This window comes from Pseudovibrio denitrificans JCM 12308 (assembly GCF_001310815.1).
Taxonomy (GTDB): Bacteria; Pseudomonadota; Alphaproteobacteria; order Rhizobiales; family Stappiaceae; genus Pseudovibrio; species Pseudovibrio denitrificans.
This window is the reverse complement of the sequence record NZ_BAZK01000011.1, coordinates 177992-198821: the sequence shown is the minus strand read 5'-3', so window position 1 is coordinate 198821 and position 20830 is coordinate 177992. Positions and strand designations below refer to the sequence as shown.

18 protein-coding genes and 1 pseudogene are annotated in these 20830 nt (G+C 53.8%); 15 read left to right on the top strand and 4 right to left on the bottom strand.

Annotated elements, in window-relative coordinates:
* Positions 1-124: 124 nt before the first annotated feature.
* From JCM12308_RS30190 to JCM12308_RS16515, 6 genes and pseudogenes are all read left to right on the top strand, one after another.
* Positions 125-649 (top strand): YgfZ/GcvT domain-containing protein, encoded by a 525-nt coding sequence (locus JCM12308_RS30190; RefSeq protein WP_208978651.1) that lies wholly within the window; start codon positions 125-127, stop codon positions 647-649.
* Positions 637-966 carry a CAF17-like 4Fe-4S cluster assembly/insertion protein YgfZ gene (gene ygfZ / locus JCM12308_RS30185; protein ID WP_208978650.1) on the top strand — a complete coding sequence of 110 codons (330 nt, stop codon included), beginning with the start codon at positions 637-639 and terminating at the stop codon, positions 964-966. Before JCM12308_RS30190 ends, ygfZ begins: the two co-directional genes overlap by 13 nt.
* Positions 967-1016: 50 nt before the next feature.
* Entirely contained in the window at positions 1017-1658 is a 642-nt protein-coding gene (locus JCM12308_RS16530) for a YfbR-like 5'-deoxynucleotidase (RefSeq protein ID WP_054784484.1), read from the top strand.
* Positions 1658-2182, top strand: coding sequence for a tyrosine phosphatase family protein (locus tag JCM12308_RS16525; RefSeq protein ID WP_054784483.1), 525 nt, complete (start codon positions 1658-1660; stop codon positions 2180-2182). The genes JCM12308_RS16530 and JCM12308_RS16525 overlap by 1 nt, the downstream gene beginning before the upstream one ends.
* Before the next feature lie 20 nt (positions 2183-2202).
* Positions 2203-3226, top strand: a pseudogene (locus tag JCM12308_RS16520) (NUDIX hydrolase).
* Between the two features lie 508 nt (positions 3227-3734).
* A complete protein-coding gene (locus tag JCM12308_RS16515) occupies positions 3735-4898 on the top strand; it encodes a cell wall hydrolase (protein ID WP_008549839.1) in 1164 nt (387 codons plus the stop codon).
* Positions 4899-5064: 166 nt separating this feature from the next.
* Here JCM12308_RS16515 and acuI read toward each other — a convergent pair whose 3' ends face one another.
* Positions 5065-6084, bottom strand: a complete 1020-nt coding sequence (gene acuI, locus JCM12308_RS16510; RefSeq protein ID WP_054784482.1) for an acrylyl-CoA reductase (NADPH) — start codon at positions 6082-6084, stop codon at positions 5065-5067.
* Between the two features lie 107 nt (positions 6085-6191).
* Entirely contained in the window at positions 6192-7454 is a 1263-nt protein-coding gene (locus JCM12308_RS16505) for an MFS transporter (RefSeq protein ID WP_054784481.1), read from the bottom strand.
* A 322-nt stretch (positions 7455-7776) separates the two neighbouring features.
* Between JCM12308_RS16505 and JCM12308_RS16500 the strand changes: the two genes are divergently transcribed.
* From JCM12308_RS16500 to nadC, 4 genes are all read left to right on the top strand, one after another.
* Entirely contained in the window at positions 7777-8469 is a 693-nt protein-coding gene (locus JCM12308_RS16500) for a hypothetical protein (RefSeq protein WP_014284369.1), read from the top strand.
* Positions 8470-8785: 316 nt separating this feature from the next.
* Positions 8786-9907 carry a quinolinate synthase NadA gene (nadA, locus tag JCM12308_RS16495; RefSeq protein ID WP_054784480.1) on the top strand — a complete coding sequence of 374 codons (1122 nt, stop codon included), beginning with the start codon at positions 8786-8788 and terminating at the stop codon, positions 9905-9907.
* 110 nt (positions 9908-10017) lie between these two features.
* Positions 10018-11652, top strand: coding sequence for an L-aspartate oxidase (locus tag JCM12308_RS16490; protein ID WP_054784479.1), 1635 nt, complete (start codon positions 10018-10020; stop codon positions 11650-11652).
* Positions 11649-12512, top strand: coding sequence for a carboxylating nicotinate-nucleotide diphosphorylase (gene nadC / locus JCM12308_RS16485; RefSeq protein ID WP_054784478.1), 864 nt, complete (start codon positions 11649-11651; stop codon positions 12510-12512). Before JCM12308_RS16490 ends, nadC begins: the two co-directional genes overlap by 4 nt.
* An 84-nt stretch (positions 12513-12596) precedes the next feature.
* On the opposite strand, the gene JCM12308_RS16480 is transcribed toward nadC, so the two are convergent.
* A complete protein-coding gene (locus JCM12308_RS16480) occupies positions 12597-14276 on the bottom strand; it encodes an electron transfer flavoprotein-ubiquinone oxidoreductase (RefSeq protein ID WP_054784477.1) in 1680 nt (559 codons plus the stop codon).
* Positions 14277-14667: 391 nt separating this feature from the next.
* Between JCM12308_RS16480 and JCM12308_RS16475 the strand changes: the two genes are divergently transcribed.
* From JCM12308_RS16475 to JCM12308_RS16460, 4 genes are all read left to right on the top strand, one after another.
* A complete protein-coding gene (locus tag JCM12308_RS16475; protein ID WP_244271925.1) occupies positions 14668-15663 on the top strand; it encodes a uracil-DNA glycosylase in 996 nt (331 codons plus the stop codon).
* Between the two features lie 195 nt (positions 15664-15858).
* Complete coding sequence (locus JCM12308_RS16470) at positions 15859-16719, top strand: S49 family peptidase (protein WP_008549600.1); 861 nt, start codon at positions 15859-15861, stop codon at positions 16717-16719.
* 72 nt (positions 16720-16791) lie between these two features.
* Positions 16792-16992, top strand: coding sequence for a hypothetical protein (locus tag JCM12308_RS16465; RefSeq protein ID WP_008549797.1), 201 nt, complete (start codon positions 16792-16794; stop codon positions 16990-16992).
* Positions 16993-17278: 286 nt separating this feature from the next.
* Positions 17279-18235, top strand: coding sequence for a glycine--tRNA ligase subunit alpha (locus tag JCM12308_RS16460; protein ID WP_008549653.1), 957 nt, complete (start codon positions 17279-17281; stop codon positions 18233-18235).
* A gap of 2 nt (positions 18236-18237) precedes the next feature.
* On the opposite strand, the gene JCM12308_RS16455 is transcribed toward JCM12308_RS16460, so the two are convergent.
* Complete coding sequence (locus tag JCM12308_RS16455) at positions 18238-18492, bottom strand: hypothetical protein (RefSeq protein ID WP_054784475.1); 255 nt, start codon at positions 18490-18492, stop codon at positions 18238-18240.
* Positions 18493-18548: 56 nt separating this feature from the next.
* Here JCM12308_RS16455 and JCM12308_RS16450 point away from each other — a divergent pair, with 56 nt between their 5' ends.
* Positions 18549-20825, top strand: a complete 2277-nt coding sequence (locus tag JCM12308_RS16450) for a beta-glucosidase family protein (RefSeq protein WP_054784474.1) — start codon at positions 18549-18551, stop codon at positions 20823-20825.
* The last annotated feature ends 5 nt before the right edge of the window (positions 20826-20830 follow it).

Genomic DNA, 20830 nt, shown 5'->3' with positions numbered 1-20830 from the left:
ACGTGGAAGAGTGGTCACTTCAGGAGCAGATTCACCCACAGAAACAATTCTTTTTCCGTGGTGTGAGGCTGGCGGATGGGTTATGAAACACTCTTGTTGTTTTATTCGTTGGAAGGACAGGCCCATGGCATCTGAACGCACCATTCTCACTTCGCGTCGGCTCGTGAAGGTTTTTGGCGATGATGCCAAGGAGTTCCTCCAAAATCTCGTCAGCTGTGATGTGAGCGAACTCAGCGCGACCTCCAGCGCATTTGGTGCTTTGCTGACACCGCAAGGCAAGATCCTCTGGGACTTCTTTGTATTTGCGGATGAGAGCACGGATGGTTTTCTGATTGACGTGAGTGCTGAAGAGCTGGATGCGTTTGCCAAGCGCCTCGCCTTCTACAAGCTGCGCGCCAAAGTGACTGTTGAGCCAGCTGATGAAGCGGTTCATGTGGTTGCTGAGTGGGGCGATGACCTATCAGCAGACAAGCCGCAGGATCCACGCCTTGCAGAGATGGGCCTGCGTTATATCGCGACTGGTGCAGTCGAAGAGACTGCATCTGAGGCTGATTATCATGCGCATCGGATTGGTTTTGGCGTTCCACAAAGTGGGCAGGATTTCCAGCTGCTGATGTGTTCCCGCATGATACGGACATGGACAGCCTGAATGGTATCGCCTTCTCCAAGGGCTGTTTTATCGGGCAGGAAGTTGTTTCCCGCATGAAGCACCGCGGCACTGCCCGTAAGCGCATCATCAAGGTTTCCGCCGATAGTGATCTTCCGGCTGCTGGTAGTGATGTTCTGGCAGGCGAAAAGAGCGTTGGTGCTTTAGGATCTTCCGCAGGCGGTGCTGGGCTGGCGATGTTGCGTCTGGACCGTGCGAAGGCAGCGGTGGACGCGGGTGTGCCGCTGATGTGTGAGGGCGTTACGCTTTCCACTTCCATTCAGGCGTGGGCAACCTTCAACTGGCCTTCATCTGACTAAGAGATATTGCTAGAAACCTAGATACCTCCGACGACTGGCTTGATTGACATATGTGTGCAGAGCTTTCCTCATCTTCTCCTCGTGCCTGGCAACGGATGCTTTCTGGCCGGAGACTGAATCTCCTCGATCCTTCTCCGCTGGATGTGGAACTCTCTGACATCGCTCATGGGCTCGCGCGTGTGGCGCGGTGGAATGGACAGACGATCGGCGACCATGCCTTCTCCGTTGCACAGCACTGTGTGGTGGTGGAAGAGATTGCACTAATGCTGAAGCCTGATCTGGACATTCAGTGGCGCATGGCGATCCTGCTGCATGATGCGCCGGAGTATGTGATCGGCGATATGATCTCGCCCTTCAAGAACGTGATGGGTGGCACCTATAAGGCCGTTGAAGAACGCCTGCATCATGCCATTCACCAGGCCTTTGATTTGCCTGCTGATCTACCAGCCAGCATTGCCAAACTCGCCAAGAAGGCTGATATCATCAGTGCTTATCTGGAGGCGATCCATCTGGCTGGTTTCAGCCAAGAAGAGGCTGACAAGATTTTCGGAAAGCCTGCCAAAGTGAGTGCCGCGCAGCTGGACGCCCTGGCGGAGAGCATCACACCTTTGCCGACCAAGGATGCGCAGGAAGCTTTCCTTGCACGGTTTACTGAGCTGAATGAAGCTCGCAAAGCTGTCGGAGGTCGCTGATGCTGCATGTGTGTCCCCTTTCCAAGCTGGAAGACACATTGCATGTTGCAGCACCGACCCATGTGCTTTCTCTCGTTTCCCCGGGCACAGATGTGGTTTTGCCGGTTGAGCCAAAGCCAGCACATCATCTGGTTTTGGAGTTCAATGACATTGCAGAGGAACGTGACGGGCTGATTGCTCCTCAGGTGGAGCATGTGGAGCGCTTGCTGGCCTTTGCAGAGCAGGCTCAAGCAAACGGTTCCTTACTGGTGCATTGCTGGGCTGGGGTGAGCCGGTCGACAGCTGCCGCTTACATCATCACCTGTGCAGCTTTGCCGGAGGCTGATGAACGCGCATTGGCGCAGCATTTGCGCAAGGTTTCTCCTGTAGCGACACCAAATCCGCTGCTTATCTCTTTGGCAGACACTCTTTTGCAGCGAAATGGGCGCATGATACAATCTATCAAAGAGATTGGCCGCGGAGCGGAGACCTTTGAGGGCAACCAGTTCTCCCTTGAACCTGCTGCCCTTGCTGAACTTGCCTAATGAACACGGAGCAGACTTTGATGAGCAATGCGATGGAAACAGGAGATGCAGCCCGCCCAGGTGCTGGCATGGAGCCTGTTCAGCTCGGCATTGGTCTGAATGCTGTCATCGTTTCCGTGAAAGACAAAGTGCCGTTTGTTTTGACGGTGCCGCAGAAAGTGCAGGACGAACGTTCCGGTTTGCCATCGGGCCCGTTTGATCCGCGTGTTCACCGCACCTTTGAATTGGGCCTGCGGGCTTTTGTTGAGGAGCAGACGGCTCTTCATATTGGTCACGTGGAGCAGCTTTATACATTTGGGGACCGGGGGCGTTACTCGCTGGCGAAAGCGGGTGAGCCACATATGGTCTCCGTTGCTATCTGGCTTTGACGCGCCAGACGCCTGAGTCAGAGAAGCTTCTGGCCAAACAAGGCGCGCGATGGCGGCCATGGTATGATTTCTTTCCATGGGAGGACTGGCGCGGTGGGCAGCCGAAGATGCTGGAGGAGATCATCCACCCCAGCATGGAGCCTTCAGCAAGAGGCCGGATGATGATGCCCGCACCTATCAGGAACTCAGCCGGAAAGATCGCTATCAGCTGGCGTTTGGCGTTGGTTCGCTGAAATGGGATGAGGAGCGTGTTCTGGATCGCTATGAGCTGCTTTATGGCTCCGGGCTGATCTATGAAGCCCTGCGTGACAAGCAACCGACAGCCCTTGAGCGTGGCACCCTGCCCGACCTTGGCGAAGGCCTTGCTCATGACCATCGGCGCATTCTGGCAACGGCCCTTTCCCGTTTGCGTGCGAAGCTGAAGTATCGGCCGGTTGTTTTCGAACTGATGCCACCGGAGTTCACACTGACTGATTTGCAGCAGACCGTGGAGGCGATTTCCGGTCGGCATTTGCATAAACAGAACTTCCGCCGTCTTGTCGAAACAGGACAACTGGTTGAGCAAACTGGGGGAACTTCAACTGCTACGGGCGGGCGTCCAGCAGCGCTTTACCGGTTCCGGCGAGACATTTTGAAGGAGCGCCCTGCTCCGGGTTTGCGGGTCAGCCTGCTCTGATTCACATTTTCGCCTTAAATGACGTTACGTTATCTACAATTTTTTTGAATTTTTTCTCGGCAGAATTTCATAGGAAAAACGGAGTTGTGGATTCAACGAGAGGCCTTATGGTTAATCTTGTTAAGATTTTGATTGTGTTGATATCCTACAGGCACTCCAAGATATCACAGGTGTCATTTTCTGCATGACGCCTTTTATTTCCTATGATTTTTGGCCCGCTGAAAAATCCACCCAGACATGAAATAGCCCTAGTTTTTTGGTGAGTACTGCCCCTGCATATTAACCATATGCTGACTGTCAGCGGCGTGAACTGTGGCAGAATAACTGGGGTTTTGGCGGGCTTAACTTTATATCAAGGTTAAAAGCGAAAAATACGCTCATCCGGAAAATTGACGGGTGGGAGTGATTTTATCGGGCTTCTTCATCCTGTCGATCTCAGAGTTAGGGGTTCCCTTTTTAGGGACTGAGAAGCGCTGAGTTTTGGGCGTTGATTTGGAGTAGATTGCGTATGTCGGGCCATGGGATGAAGAAGAATGAAGGACGCCGTGCTGTCCTCATGTACTTTAAGTACCCTATTCTAGCTGCAGGGCTTGCAGTTGGAACCTTTGCTGCATCTCCAGTTGCGTTGCAGGATATTCCGGCACTCACCGGAACCCTCGACGAAGATACACCGCGGTGGCTTCAGTCTGTTTCTGCAGGAGACAGCCAGAAGTTCGCGAAGTACTTTGTGCCTGCTGAGGAGAAAGCACCACAACGTTATGCGGTGAACCGCACCGGCAAGGGTGATATGCAAATCACCAACCTGCCGAGCCGCGTTGTTGCCTTCATCCAGAACGCAGGCAAACCAAAGAGCACGGATCGATTTGTTTCCCAGCTTCCTCAGATGGCCTTCAACGGGCATTACGGTGGGGATGCGCTGGCTGGTCTTCCTGAACAGGATCAGACCGACAACTCTCCACTTGGCAAAGCCGCGCGCCGAGCTGCTCTGGCAGCGCGCAAGCAGATTGCGATGGCCAAGGCCGCTCCAAAGCAGCCTGAGACGCTTTCCATTGCCAAGCAAAATGAAATTGCGCTGGCAACCGCTTATGCGCCAGCAACACCACAGACAGACAAAGCTCCGTTTGATGCGCTGCTGAACAAGCCGCAGGTGTCCATTACGCCTTCCGGCAAGCCGCAGCTTTCAGACAAAGAGCTGGCATCTTACTCCGAGACCAATCCGCACTGGTGGTACATGCGCCAGCTGCCAAGCTCGGTGAAGAACTCCAAGACCGAAATGCGCTGCCTGGCGGAAGCGATTTACTTTGAAGCCCGCAGTGAGCCGCGTGACGGCCAGATTGCGGTGGCACAGGTTGTTCTCAACCGTCTGAAGAACCCTGCTTACCCGAACACGGTTTGTGGTGTGGTTTATCAGAACAAGAGCATGAAGAACGCTTGTCAGTTCTCCTTTGCCTGTGATGGCATTCCTGAGCGCGTGACGGAAGCTGGCCCATGGGCAAAAGCGAAAAAGATCGCACAGCAGATCGTGAATGGTGAAGTGAGCATCCCAGCCGTGGACGCTTCCACTCACTATCATGCGACTTATGTTCGTCCGAACTGGGCCCCAACTATGCAGCGTAAAAAGCGCATCGGTAAGCACATCTTCTACAAGACCTACAAAGGCGGGTGGAGCTAATCCCCTCCTCCTGGTCTGGATAAGTTTGGTAGCCTGACCGCTCCAATAAAGAACCCCGCCTCAGTGACCACTGAAGCGGGGTTTCTCTTTGTATAGAGCTATTGTATTTGCGTATCTTTATCCGAAAACCTGTTCCCACTTTTCGGCGATACGCAGCGGTTGAACGCTATTCGACTTCCACAATGGTGCGACCGCGGACTTGCCCTTTGAGCAGCTTGGCGGCACGTTCTTCAACGTCTGCCAGCTTGATTGTCTCAGAGAGGGTGTCCAGCTTGGTCAGGTCGAGATCCTGCACCAGGCGGCGGTAAGCTTGCTCACGCAGAGCCATTGGCGCCATCACTGAATCCACGCCCAGCAGCGCGACACCGCGCAGGATGAATGGCATTACGGATGCTGGCAGGTCCATGCCTTGTGCCAGTCCGCAGGCTGCAACAGCGCCGCCGTAATTGGTCTGCGCGAGCAGGTTTGCCAGTGTGTGGCTGCCTGCTACATCAACAGCGCCTGCCCAGCGTTCTTTGCCGAATGGCTTGCCCTTCTCCACCAGTTCTGCACGGTCGAGCACTTCTGTTGCGCCGAGGCCTTTGAGGAAGTCGGCTTCTTCTGTGCGGCCGGTGAAGGCGATGGTTTCAAAGCCGAGCTTGGACAGCAGGCTGATGGCAACAGAGCCAACGCCGCCGGATGCACCAGAGACGGCAATAGGGCCGTGTTCAGGCGTGAGGCCGTACTTCTCCAGCGCCATCACGCAGAGCATGGCTGTGTAACCAGCGGTGCCAATTGCAGCTGCACGGGCAGCAGAGAGTTCTTCCGGACGATGGAGCAGCCATTCAGACTTCAGACGGGCGACCTGCGCATAGGCACCAGTGTGGACTTCGCCAACGCCATAGCCATTGAGGATGACCTGATCGCCCGGTTTGAAGCGGTCGCTTTCGCTGGTGAGCACTTCGCCAACCACATCGATGCCTGGCACCATCGGGAACTTGCGGGTGATGCCCGGTGCGCCTGCCAATGCCAGCCCATCCTTGTAGTTGATGGTGGTGTGCGTGACTTTGACTGTCACGTCGCCTTCAGAGAGCTGGTCAACGGTGACCTTGTTCCACTTGGCAGGCAGCGGTTTACGACCGCTTTCGTCTGCTTCAATCCAGAGGGCATCAAACTCGCTCATGGCCAATCCTTCTCGCCAAATCATGTTGCATGAAAGCTGGCAGAAGGAGGGCCATAAGGCAAGAAAATAACGCTAGGCAATATTGCGGTGTAACACGCTGAGAAACCTAGCTACTTCCACTAATAGGGGCCTTACGCAGGCTTGGCGACCAAACGTCCTGCGGTGGCGGATTGTTCGCGGATTGGCCAGTGCACGATTGCTGCGAAAATGCCCAGCGCAATTCCCAGCCACCAGATGGCATCGTAGTTGCCGCTTTGCTCATAGAGCACGCCGCCCAGATAGACGCCCAGGAAGGAACCGATCTGGTGGGAGAAGAACACGATGCCGAACAGGGTTGCCATGTAGCGTGGGCCAAACATCACCGCAACAAGGCCGGATGTTGGTGGCACGGTGGAGAGCCACAGGATGCCCATGGTGGCCGCGAAGATCAGCGTCGACATCTCCGAGATCGGCAGGGTGATGTAGAGCGTGATGGCGATGGCACGGGCCAGATAGATGAAGGAGAGCAGATATTGCTTCGGGAAGCGTGCACCCAGAATGCCTGAGGACATGGAGCCAACGATGTTGAACAGGCCGATCAGTGCCAGCGCCCATGCGCCGACAGAAACATCAAAGCCCTGATCCACGATGAAGGTCGGCATATGCACGGTGATGAAGGCCACGTGGAAGCCACAGACAAAGAAGCCGAAGACCAGCAGGATGTAGTCTCTGGTTTTGAAGGCCAGACCCAATGTCTGAGACAGGGTCAGGTTGTCCTGCGGGTTTGCAGAGCTGCCAGCAGCAGGAGCTGCGGAGCGTCCGCGCAGGATGTAGGCAAAGAGCGGCACAATGGCGATGAGAGCTGCCATGTAGACCAGCGCACTTGACCATCCGAAGTTTTCAATCAGGCCAAGGCCAAGTGGCGCAAAGAGGAACTGACCAAAGGAGCTTGCTGCTGTACCCATGCCAAAGGCGATGCCATGGTATTTGGGCTGAACAGAGCGGGCAAAGGCTGCCAGCACCAGAGAGAATGAGGTGAAGGCAACGCCAAGGCCGATAAGGACACCGGCTGACACCTGCAGCAGCAGCGGTGTGTCTGACAGACTCATGAGGTAGAGGCCAATGGCGTAAATGATCGCGCCGAGCACCAGTGTTCTGCCAGTGCCGAACTTGTCTGCCATCATACCAGCGAAAGGCTGCGCTGCTCCCCAAATCAGGTTTTGAAGCGCCAAAGCAAAGGCGAAGACATCCCTGCCCCAGCCGAACTCAGAGGACATGGGTGTCAGAAACAGACCCAATGTCGCGCGTGGTCCGAAGGACAGAATCCCGATGATACATCCACTGATGATGATAAGCGGGACGTTTGGTCCACGCCGGACAGAGGCGTTGGTGCCAGCTTGGGTCGCTTGGGACATTGCAGCTTCCTTTCCTGCCTCCAGACGGGTGTACGACTGGTTGCCGGATCAATGAGGTCGGTATTTTTCGCTGAGCAGCGGGGGAGTAATCAGGTGTAATCCAAAATCACACTCTGCAATAATTGAAATTACTTAGGTCATCCATCAGTAATTGGAATGAGTTTTTGACCCTAAGGTATTTTAGCGAGTTTCAACCACAGGTGTAAATTAGCGCATATGTGAGAATACTAATATATTTCAATTTCCTAGCGAAACGCGCAGAGACGCTTGACTTTGATTTGGCTCCTGACCTAATTCCCCCATCTACATTTAGGGGCCGACCATGACCTACTCATTTTCTTTCGGAAAAACACTCGCAGCGGGCCTGCTTGCTTTTGCTGTAAGCGCACCTCTGGCTGCATCTGCTCAGGACGATGTCCAGAGCCAGGAAGAGCTGACCGCACGCGTTGAAAAGCACGCACCATCCAAAGAGCTTTACATCAAGGACCGTCCGATCCTTGGCTGGAAGATCACTGGTGACAAGCTGGCTGACCTGCCAGAAGCGATCCGCGGCCCTTTGGGCTCTGTTGATTCCACCAGCTACGACGATGCTTACATCGCGAAGAATGTTGGCTCTGTTGTTGCGCTGCAGATGAGCAAGACCGGCCCTGATTTTTACGTGATCGGCAAAGAGACCTTCGATTCCAAGTATGAGATGGTAGGTCTGGAAGAAGTTGCTGCGAAGAACACCCGCCTTGTGAAGCGTCTGGACATGGCTCCGGAAGTGCTGGCGCTGTTTAACGCAAAAGACGCTGGCCTGACCGGTGCGCTGAAGACTGTTCCTGTTGAGATGGTTCGTATGTCCGCGATTGGTTATGAGCCAGCTGCTGAAGTGACCATTCAGTCTCCATGGGGCACTCAGACCAAGCCTGCTGATCAGGATGGTTTCCTCGTGTTCGACACCGGCGAAAACCAGTACTACATGGTCAATCAGGGCGCTGATGGCAATCCATCCAGCTATGTCCCTGCCAAGTAAGAGCATTCCCCTGCTCTGACATGCGTTTTAAAGCCCGGCGGTTCTTGCAAAAGAGCAGAACCACCGGGCTTTTGTTGTTTGTACCCTGCAAATTTAACAAATTAAGTGGCTATTTTGTAAGCTTATTTCCAGCTTAAACGCAGGGGTTATATGCATTCGGCAAAAGAATAGGTTGTCGTTGGCGGGTAAGAGGTCTATAAAAACTCAAAATGAGCATAAGGGTTGGCATCGGCTTTCTAGCCGTGTTTTTTTATAGACCCCTTATACTCACACTGAGTATAATCCGGCTAAAGACCGGCAGAACAAGGGATAGCGCATGTCCGCCACGACTACATTCGCTGAAACAGACAGCCCGGCTGTCAAAGACATTGCTGCCGGCATTGATGGTGCTGCTGTTCAGGCTGGCGTGCCAGCAAACGAGCGCTATGCGCCTCTGGAGCGACCAGACCTTGCCTACACACCTGAAGTGGCTGAAGCGACCGCTGAAGCCTATGAGAAGGTGAAGGACTTTATTCCAGCCATTGAATGGGCTGCGCTTGCACCGCTGATCTTTGCGATCAACAAGGTGAAGAAAGAGCGCAACGCTGTCATTCTGGCGCACAACTACATGACACCGGACATCTTCCACGGTGTGGCTGACATTGTTGGCGACAGCCTGCAGCTGGCGAAAGAAGCTGCGAAGACAGAAGCTCAGGTCATCGTACAGTGCGGCGTGCACTTCATGGCAGAGACATCCAAGATCCTCTCCCCTGAGAAAACCGTTTTGATCCCGGATATGGATGCCGGTTGTTCTCTTGCTGAATCCATCACTGGTGAAGATGTGCGCAAGCTGCGCGAAGCCAATCCGGGTGTTCCGATCATCACCTATGTGAACACATCTGCTGATGTGAAAGCTGAGTGCGATATCTGCTGCACCTCCTCCAACGCTGTTCAGGTTGTTGAGGCCATGGGCACTGACAAGGTTCTGCTGATCCCGGATCAGTACCTTGCTGCGAACGTGAACAATCAGACTGATGTGGACGTGCTGACCTATGCAGGGTCCTGCGAGGTACATGAGCGCTTTACAGCTGAAGAGCTGCGCGATTACCGCGCGATTGACCCTGATGTGAAGATTATCGCACACCCAGAATGTCCGCCGGAAGTGGTGGCAGAGGCTGATTTTGCTGGCTCTACCTCTCACATGATCGACTGGGTGAAGGACAACAGCCCTGAGAAGGTGATGATGATAACCGAGTGCTCTATGGCAGACAATGTTGCGGCCTCTACTCCGGGCGTAAACTACATCCGTCCGTGTAACCTGTGCCCTCACATGAAGCGCATCACCCTGACCAAGATTCTGGATTGTCTGCTCGACATGTCCGGTGAGGTGATTGTTGATGAAAGTGTGGCCGATCGCGCCCGCGCCTCCGTAGAACGCATGATCAACTTGAAGAACTAGAGGCTTTCGTGTAGCTGGCTTATTGAAAAGTCTTCAGTGCACCCTGCTGCCTGCAAAAAAGGCAGCGGGCCTTTTAGATCAGGTCCCCATAGTCTGGAATAATCTCTGAAATGTCTCAGTTCGGTTCTTCTCTCGCCCCTGCTGTTGCTCTGAACGGCGTGGATGATGTTGTTATCTTAGGTGGCGGCCTTGCTGGCCTGTTTTGTGCGCTTAAACTTGCGCCGCGGCCAGTGACCATTGTGACCAACGCCCCAATCGGCGGCGGCACATCTTCTGCGTGGGCACAAGGTGGCATTGCTGCTGCTGTGGCTGAGGGTGACCACCACTCTGCCCACACACAGGACACGCTGACTGCCGGTGACGGCATCTGCGAAGAAGCTGTTGTTGAAGGCATGACCCGTGAAGCGTCTGACCGTATTCACGATCTGCTGGATTATGGCGTTCCGTTTGACAAAGACCTTGCAGGCAAGCTGGCGCTTTCCCGTGAAGCAGCTCACTCCAGCCACCGCGTTGTACGTGTACGCGGCGACATGGCTGGTGAAGCGATCATGCAGGCGCTTGTTGATGCGGCTTATAAGACACCGTCAATCCGCATCATTGAAGGTTACATTGGCTGTCAGCTGATCACCGAAGGCCGTTATGTAACCGGCATCACCGCGCGTCGTCGTGGCGGTACACAGCGCATCACCATTCCGGCAAAGGCTGTTGTCCTGGCATCCGGCGGTGTTGGCCATCTTTATTCCACCACCACCAACCCGGGTGAAGCAAACGGTCATGGTCTTGCCATGGCGGCCCGTGCCGGTGCGCTGGTTTCTGACGCTGAGTTTGTTCAGTTCCACCCAACCGCTCTGGATGTTGATCTGGACCCTGCCCCGCTTGCCAGTGAGGCAATCCGCGGTGATGGCGCGATCCTCGTCAACAACGACGGCCGCCGCTTTATGGAAGGCCTTCATCCGGATCTGGAACTGGCACCACGTGATATTGTGGCTCGTGCGATCCACACAGAGATTGCTGCTGGTCGCGGTGCGTTCCTTGATTGCCGCGAAGCTATTGGCGCGAGCTTCCCTGAGCATTTCACCCGTGTTTATGCAGCTTGTCAAAAAGCAGGCATTGATCCGATCAACGGTCTGATCCCAGTTGCTCCGGCTGCGCACTATCATATGGGCGGCGTGCTCACTGATGCGTCTGGCCGTACCTCCGTCGACAACCTGTGGGCTGCCGGTGAAGTAGCTGCAACAGGCGCGCATGGTGCAAACCGTCTTGCCTCCAACTCTCTGCTGGAAGCTGTTGTATTTGCGGCGCGCATTGCAGAAGATATTCAGGCGCTCATGCCACATCACCGCGTCCATGCCTGGGCGGAGATTGATGACAGCGAAGATCAGGCTTCCAAGCGCAATCCTCAGGAGCGTGCAGTGGTGTCTCTGGTTCGCTCTCTCATGTCCCGCAATGTTGGTGTTGTGCGTGATGCGGAAGGCCTGACCACGACGCTAGCCCGCCTGCACAATGCTGAGAAGCTGTGTCGTCGTGACTCCATCCTCAACATGGTGATTGCGGCCAAGCTGATCACCGGTTCTGCTCTGCTTCGCGAAGAAAGCCGTGGCGGTCACTTTCGTTCCGACTTCCCGCAGAAGGCAGAGGCTGCCAAGCGCTCTTATGTGAAGCTTGCTCAGATCGAGAAGCTTGCCGCTGATGCTGTGGCCAGCGACCTTGGCAAGAAGGCCGTTGCAGAGGAAGACATGCTATGAGTGTTTCTTCCCTACCTGAACTCTCGCTGATCATGGTCGATGACGCTGTTAAGGCCGCCTTGCTGGAAGATTTTGGCCGCGCAGGTGACATCACCTCGCAGGCAACCATTCCAGCTGAGGCAATGGCGACGGGCGTTATTGCGGCTCGCAAGGACGGCGTGCTGGCTGGCATTGATCTGGCTCTTTCCGCATTTCGTCAGGTGGACCCGAACCTCAATGTTACTGTGTTGGCGCAGGACGGGGATAAGTTGGCACCAGGCACCATCATCGCCCGCATTCATGGTCCTGCTCGTGCGCTTTTGACTGCGGAGCGTGTGGCGCTGAACTTTTTGAGCCACCTTTCCGGCATAGCAACGGCCACAAACGCATTTCAACGCAAAATTTCACATACCAACGCAACGATTGTGTGCACCCGAAAAACCACTCCGGGTCTGCGTAGTTTCGAGAAGTATGCGGTGCGGTGTGGCGGCGGTATGAACCACCGTTTCGGTCTGGATGACGCGATCCTGATCAAGGACAACCACATCGCTGTTGCCGGCGGTGTTATTCCCGCAATTGAGAGCGCACGTGCCTTTGCTGGCCACCTTGTGCGCATCGAGGTCGAGGTGGACACGCTGGACCAGCTGAAAGAGGCCCTGACCGCCAAGCCAGATGTGGTGATGCTGGACAATATGGGCCCTGACCTGCTGAAACAGGCCGTTGGGATCAACAATGGTCAGGCTGTGCTGGAAGCCTCTGGAACAGTTACGCTTTCTACCGTTCAGGAGATCGCCGAGGCTGGTGTTGATATCATCTCTTCCGGCTGGATTACGCACTCTGCGCCAATTTTGGATCTGGGTCTCGATATCGAGATTGGTTAGAGCGCCAGAGCGTTTGATAAGTTGAATTGAAAAGGCCCGATCTGATGACCGGGCCTTTTTCTTGTTCTGATGTTATCCAACAGCTTACATGTTTGGATAGTTCGGTCCGCCTGTGCCTTCCGGAACGGTCCAGGTGATGTTGCCGTTCGGGTCTTTGATGTCACAGGTCTTACAATGCACGCAGTTCTGCGCGTTGATCTGGAAGCGTGGTGGCTCACCGTTTTCTTCCACCCACTCATACACACCAGCGGGACAATAACGGTTCGACGGTCCATCATAAACATCGTGCTCTGAAAGCTTCTGCAAGGTTTCGTCGCGCAGCTTCAGATGGATCGGTTGATCTTCCTCGTGGTTGGTGTTGGAGAGGAAGACAGAAGACAGCTTGTCGAAGGAGATCTTCCCGTCTGGTTTCGGGTAGTTGATCTTCTTGCAGTCTTTGGCTGGCTTCAGGCTCGCAGCGTCGGTCTTGCCGTGTTTTACGGTGCCGAAGAAGGAGAAACCGAACAGCTCGTTGGTCCACATATCCAGACCACCGAAGACCATGCCCATCAAGCTGCCGAACTTGGTCTGCAGCGGCTTAACATTGCGTACCTTCCAGAGATCCTTACCGATTTCGGAATTGCGCCATGCGATATCGTACTGGTCCAGCTCTTCGTTTGCTTCACCACGGCCCAGAGATTCCACGACGATGTCAGCAGCCAGAATGCCGGAGAGCACTGCGTTGTGAGAGCCTTTGATGCGTGGCACGTTCACGAAGCCAGCGGAACATCCGAGGATGAGACCGCCCGGGAAGGACAGCTTCGGTACGGACTGATATCCCCCTTCGGAGATCGCACGTGCGCCGTATGAGATGCGCTTGCCGCCTTCAAAAACGTCCTTCACTGCAGGGTGGGTTTTGAAGCGCTGGAACTCGTCAAACGGAGACATGTACGGGTTCTGGTAGTTGAGGTTCACAACGAACCCAACGGCTACCTGATTGTCTTCCAGATGGTAAAGGAAAGAACCGCCCTGGGTTTTGCCATCCAACGGCCAGCCCATGGAGTGCTGCACCAGACCAGCTTTGTGCTTGGCCGGGTCAACTTCCCACAGTTCCTTGATACCAATACCGTATTTCGGATGATCGCTGTCGCGGTCCAGATCGAACTTGTCAATCAGGGTCTTTGCCAGAGAGCCACGAACACCTTCAGAGATCAGCGTGTACTTGCCGAGCAGCGCCATGCCACGCATATAGCCATCTTTGTGAGAGCCATCACGAGCAACGCCCATATCACCCGTTGCAACACCGATCACCTTGCCCGCATCATCGTAAAGCACTTCAGCTGCTGCGAAGCCTGGATAGATTTCCACGCCGAGCGCTTCTGCTTTTTCTGCCAACCAGCGACATACATTGCCCAGAGACACAATGTAGTTGCCATGGTTGTTCATGAGCTTTGGCATCAGGAAGTTTGGCAGGCGAAGGGAACCAGCAGGGCCAAGCAGGTTGAAGTGGTCTGCGGTTACCGGCGTCTTGATTGGAGCGCTGTCGTCTTCGCGCCAATCCGGGATCAGGCGATCAATACCGATTGGATCGATCACAGCACCAGACAGGATGTGCGCACCAATCTCAGATCCCTTTTCCAGCACAACAACGGAGACGTCCTCTCCCTTTTCCGCAGCCTGCTGTTTGATCCGAATTGCTGCTGACAGACCTGCAGGACCGCCACCCACAATTACAACGTCGAACTCCATGGATTCGCGTTCTGCCAGAGTTTCCCCTTCAGACATATTATTCTCCCTCTACACTTTATCCACTTCATTTCGCGTCAAATGATGTGGCAGCGCATTAATTCCACGCACCTCAAGTGCCAAAACTTTATTTAATCTCTGTGTAATTGAGCGGATACTATAGCGCAATGCGTTTTAAGGTGCATTACGTGGCGTACCCCAATAAAAAAAGCTTCCTACACCGCAAGGATTTATTGTGATTTCCCCAAATCTACGTGCATGACTTTACACTGTTCCCAATTGAGTTAGCGCATTTACGTTTTTCTATTGGACACGTGCGCTCTCATATAGAATATAGGGCTAAACGGGCTGCTGCCCAACTATGGTGCATTGCAAAAGAGTTACTCCCTTTCGTCTGCACCCATCTGTGTGCCACAACTAGAAAATGGCTATGTCTGAAGTTCCTTTCGCAAATGCCGCCGAGCTGGAGGCTTATCTGGAGTTCTTGAGTGCTGTCGGTATCGACTGTGCGATGGAAGATGCTCCGATTGATCGCTTTGCACAAACGCAGGCTCAGATGGAGAAACAGGCACAGGCACGCCCTACTCCTCAGCAGAACTTTGCACCAGCCAACTCCTTTGCTTCACCGGAGCCAACACAATCCCAGCCGAAGAACCTTAGCGTTTCTCCTGCTGAGATGGCGCGCAATCTGCGTGAGAATGGCGTTTCGGCTGATGACAAGATGAAAGCGAGGCAGATTTTAGAACGCCAGCGGGCGGCCAAAGAGTCTGCCGTACAGACTGTCATGCCAAACGCTGCTGACAATGCTGTTGTACCCAATGCTGAAACTGTTGGCTCTGCCAGAAGTGCAGCCAGCTCAGCTCAGTCTCTGGATGAACTTCGCAAGATCCTTGCCGATTTTGAGGGCTGCAATCTGCGCCTGACCGCCAAGAACCTCGTGTTTGGTGACGGCAGTTCCAAAGCCCGTGTCATGTTTGTTGGCGAAGCACCGGGGCGTGAAGAGGATATTCAAGGCGTTCCGTTTGTTGGGCGTTCCGGCCATCTGCTGGACCGTATGCTTAAGGCTGTCGGGCTTGATCGTTCCAACGTTTACATTGCCAACGTTGTTCCATGGCGCCCTCCGGGGAACCGCACCCCTACTCCGCATGAAACCGAGATCTGCCGCCCATTCATTCAGCGACAGATTGAACTAGTTGATCCTGAGGTCGTGGTGTTCCTTGGAGCTGCCTCTGCCAAGACGCTAAGCGGTGCCCGTGATGGTATTCGCAAGTTGCGCGGTAAGTGGCTGACTTATAACGGTGAAGGTACTCAGCGGAAGGCTATTGCGACCTACCATCCTGCCTATTTGCTGCGCAGCCCAGCGGAAAAACGCTATGCATGGCGGGACATGCTTCAGATTCGTGCTGAGCTTGAAACAACCGAATAATCCCCACTGCTGCACATGAACTCTCTGAGTTCTTGAGGTGTAGTTTTGTTATAGAGATCACACAGTTGCGTTTTATTGCGTAAATTGCCATTTCTTTTGGCTATTGCTCTTCTCTCCTGACGATTGCTGCCTATATTGGATGGAGTTGGGTCACCCAGCGACAGACAAGTTATCGACGCAAAGGAGAATTTTGAGTTGTTGAAGAAGCTGCGCAGCTACCTTCCGGGCAAGTGGGGAAAAGTAAGACCTGTTGTTCCTGTCGTCCGTATGAGTGGTGCAATCGGAGCTGCGTCTCCATTGAAATCAGGTTTGAACCTGAGCAGTGTCGAAGACGCGCTGGAAACGGCCTTTAGCTTTAAAGAAGCTCCGGCTGTTGCTTTGTCCATCAACTCACCTGGTGGTTCTCCTGTACAGTCACACCTCATCTTCAAGCGCATTCGCCAGCTGGCGGATGAGAACAACAAGCAGGTTCTTGTATTCGTTGAAGATGTTGCCGCCTCTGGTGGCTATATGATTGCTTTGGCTGGTGATGATATCATCGTTGATCCAGCCTCTATCATCGGCTCAATCGGCGTTGTTTCCGCCGGTTTCGGTTTCACCGAGCTTCTGGAAAAAGCTGGCGTTCAGCGCCGCGTTTACACCAGCGGCGAGAAGAAAGTGACGTTGGATCCGTTTGCACCAGAGGTCAAAGAGGACATTGAGCACCTCAAGACCTTGCAGCACGAGATCCACGAGATGTTCATCGACATGGTGAAAAGCCGCCGCGGTGACGTATTGAGCGATGATGACAACCTGTTTTCCGGTCTGTTCTGGACTGGAGCGAAGGCACGAGACCTTGGCCTGGTAGATGGGCTGGGTGATCTTCACTCCACAATCCATGAGCGGTACGGCAAGGAAACGAAAGTGAAAGTTGTTGGCACCAAGAAGCGTTTTCTTGGCCGCTTTATCCCGGGCGCAAGCCTTAAGGGTGGTTTGAATGAAGCAGCAGGTACGCTACCAGCCGCCGCACTTGCTACCCTGGAAGAAAAAAGCCTTTGGGCAAAGTTTGGTCTTTGAGCAATCTCCATAGGATTGCCAAAATTGCCATAAATAACAATGCTTCACATAAGTGATGGAAGGAAAATGCAGATGACTGAGGTATTGGGAACTGTTGCTTTGATTGCAGGTGGATATGCTCTTTACAAAGCCGTAAAGAAGGAAATTTCCAACATGGCATTCAAGAAACAGCCTGCCTATGCAACTGCTCGCAAGCGTCCGGTTGACCCAGCTTACACACGTCTGGTTCAGGATCCGGTCACAGGCAAATACCGCCCTACAAGCAACTACTAAGAGCACCAGCTCTGTAGTTGCACCCCTTGCGCCCGCATGACATCTGGTCTGCGGGCTAGCGGTCGTTCTCGACCACTCCCCTTTCTCTTAGCGCTGCCACCGCGAGATTTGTCGCTGCTGCGACATCATTGGGCACAACTGGCGTTCAGCCTGTTAAATACGCGGTAAACAGAGAAACATCCCTCTGGAATGCTTGACCTTCCCTGTTCGACGTGGCACCTGTGCCCCAACTTGGATTTTGCGTGGTTTTAGCGCAGTACATTTTGGATTTTCAGGAAACACTCCCATGTCTAGTGAAGCCGTTCCGGCACATATGCAGCCAACCAAGTCCTTTCAGGGTCTTTTGATGACCCTCCAGAGATTCTGGGCCGATCAGGGCTGCGTTATCTTGCAGCCTTACGACATGGAAGTTGGCGCGGGTACTTCTCACCCAGCGACGACACTGCGTTCTCTTGGTCCACGTCCATGGAAAGCTGCTTATGTTCAGCCATCCCGCCGTCCTACCGATGGTCGTTATGGTGAAAACCCAAACCGTCTGCAGCACTACTACCAGTTTCAGGTTCTACTGAAGCCATCTCCTGAAAACCTTCAGGAACTGTATCTGGCTTCCTTGCGTGCGATCGGCATCGACACAGACATCCATGATGTTCGCTTTGTTGAGGACGACTGGGAAAACCCAACACTGGGCGCATGGGGCCTTGGTTGGGAATGCTGGTGTGACGGCATGGAAGTTTCTCAGTTCACTTACTTCCAGCAGGTTGCAGGTTTTGAGTGTAAGCCGGTTTCCGGTGAGCTGACCTACGGTCTAGAGCGTATCGCAATGTACGTTCAGGGCGTCGACAACGTTTATGACCTGAACTTCAACGGTCTGGAAGGCGACGAGAAAGTCACTTACGGCGACGTGTTCCTTCAGGCTGAGCAAGAATATTCCCGTCACAACTTTGAGCATTCCGACACTGAAATGCTGTTTCGTCACTTTGCGGACCATGAGCGCGAATGTAAGCGTCTGCTGGCAGCAAGTGCTGAAGCCATGGAGAAAGCTGGCGATGGCCTGCAGAAGGTTGTTCTGCCTGCTTATGACCAAGCTCTCAAGTGCTCTCACGTGTTCAACCTGCTTGACGCACGCGGTGTGATTTCCGTGACCGAGCGTCAGAGCTACATTCTACGTGTTCGTGAGCTTTCCAAAGCGTGTGGTGCTGCGTTCCTGCAGACCGAAGCTGGCGGTGTTGGCTACACAGGCTGATCCTAGTCAACCTGATGAATTTTCAAATGCCGGGGCAGAAATGCCTCGGCATTTTTCGTTGTCAGCCCTCTTTCACCTATGACTCCTTGAAAGATGACTGCTGAAAATCGGTAGGTTTTCAGAATGGCTGCCAATTGGATATTTTCAAAATGATATCCTGTTTGATTTGCAAATCGACTCCCCTGTTGCCAGAGGCCTGAGTTCCAGAGTTGCTCGTTAAAGTTCTGACGTATCAAGCTGCTCGATTTTTGTTTCACCGCGTATCTTTAGCCGCTGACCTAAAATGGGGTGCATTCGCGGAGTTCTGACTTCCATGACTGTTGAAAGTACCGAGGTGCTTCAAGACGGCGACACTGCTGTTCCCTCTCAATCTCCCCTCAAGCCGGTAGAGCAACCGTCTTCTACGCAGAACCTTTCTGATGAGCAGATTGCCAGAGCAATCGTGTCTCGGCTGAGCAGAAACGATAAACTGGCTATGCGTGATGGCGACAAAGCTTTCTGGCCAGGCATTCGCGAGATGATGAAGAGCGGTTCTCAATCTGGTCCGTGGGCTGCAGGTGTTCTGCCAGAGCATCATTTACCAGGTATCCATTACACGGAGGGTTCACGCGGGATTGTCATGAAAGGAGCAACCACCTTTCCAGCAGCGATCGCCCGCGCGGCAACCTTTGATCCTGAGCTGGAGCAGCGGATTGGTGCAGTCATTGGCTATGAGATGCGCGCATTTGGTGGAACGTTGTTTGGTGGTGTCCCTCTGAACCTGATGCGCCATCCGGCTTGGGGGCGTGCACAGGAGTCTTATGGAGAAGACAGCTTCCTTATTGGGGCGATGGGAACGGCGCTTGTCCGCGGTGTTCAGCAGCATGGCATGGCATGCGTGAAGAACTTTGCCTTGGCCTCCATGGAGCAGTCCAAACTTTCACTGAACGTGACAATTGGGCAGCGTGCCCTCTATGAAATGTACCTTCCTCATTTCCGAAAGGCTGTAGAGGCTGGCGCAGCGGCCATGATGACCTCTTACAGTTCTATCAATGGCGAACTGTGCGGCCATAACAAGGAGCTGCTGATACAGCTCTTGAAATCCGACTGGGGTTTTAAAGGTTTTGTGCTGAGTGACTTCATCTTCGGTATTCGCAGTGCCAAAGAAGCAGCAAACGCTGGTATTGATCTGGAGATGCCCTTCCAGCTTCATTACCACCAGAGCCTGCCAGAGTTGATTGAGACTGGCGAGGTGAGTGAAGCCACGCTGGATGATGCCTGCTATCGGCTCATCTTGCAGCAGCTGCGCGTATTGCGAAAAGGGAACTACGAGAAGAAGCGCGTTGGATGTGCTGAGTTCCGGGCTGTTGCTCAAGAGGCGGCAGAAAAGTCGATTGTTCTATTGAAAAATGAAGGCGGCTTCCTGCCTTTGAAAGACATTGAAAGCATTGGTGTTATTGGCCGTTTGGCAAGTGTGGCGAACACAGGAGACAAAGGGACCAGTGATACACAACCGACACATGTCATCACCCCACTCGCCGGTCTGCGGGCCTATTACAAACACAAAGTAGACATCTGGCAGGACCGGGGCCAGAACATCAATCGTGCTTTGCAAATTGCCAAGCGTGCTGATGCAGTGGTGCTGGTTGTCGGCAACGATCACAGCAGTGAGGGAGAATGGGTTTCAGCGGGTCTTGCCGCTCAGTTCCATGGGGTTTTGCCGCAGCCACGTAATCGCGAAGAAGCGCAGGTAGCCTCGCAGTTTCTCAGATCGTTCGGTGGTGGAGGATCAACTGGGAAATCTGAGGGTTCCAATGGGGTTAAGGACGGTTACGGCGCCGGTGACCGCTCCAGCTTACGCTTGCCACCGCATGATGTAGAGCTGATCAAACAGGTGTGCGCCGTCAATCCAAACTGCGTTGTTGTTGTTATGGGCGGCGGCACGATTTTGATGAATGAATGGGAAGACAAACCTGCTGCCATCCTGTTGCATTGGTATCCCGGCATGGAGGGGGGAACCGCTCTTGCTCGCATTCTGTCCGGCGAAATCTCACCGAGCGGACGTGTGCCCTTTGTGGTCCCGCGCCGCGAAAGCGACCTCCCCGACTTTGACCGCAATGCGCGCAAGGTGATCTATGATCTCTGGCATGGCTACAGAAAGCTGGACAAGGATGATGTAACACCGGCGTATCCATTTGGTTTTGGTTTGAGCTACTCCCAGTTCCACTATTCTGAGCTTGAGGTCTCCCGGCCTGAAGAGCTTATGGGCGGAAACATTCAGGTGCAGGTCTCTGTTGCCAATATCGGTCAGGTGAATGCTGAGGAGGTTGTGCAGGTCTACATTGCGCCCAAGGGCTCAGCGGTGGAACGAGCCAAGCAGGAACTGAAAGGGTTTCAGCGGGTTCCTATTCCAGCGGGTGAGAGCCGACGCGTGACGATCACAGTCCCCATTGAGGAGCTGGCTATCTTTGATGGTGACCGGAACCAGATGGTGGTTGAGCGCATCCTTTATGACGTGATTGTGGGTGGCTCTAGTCAGGACCCCAATAGCCTGAGACAAGAACTGAAATTGTTTGGCGAACTTGATGAAGTTGCTGAACTAGTTGAATAGGCCTT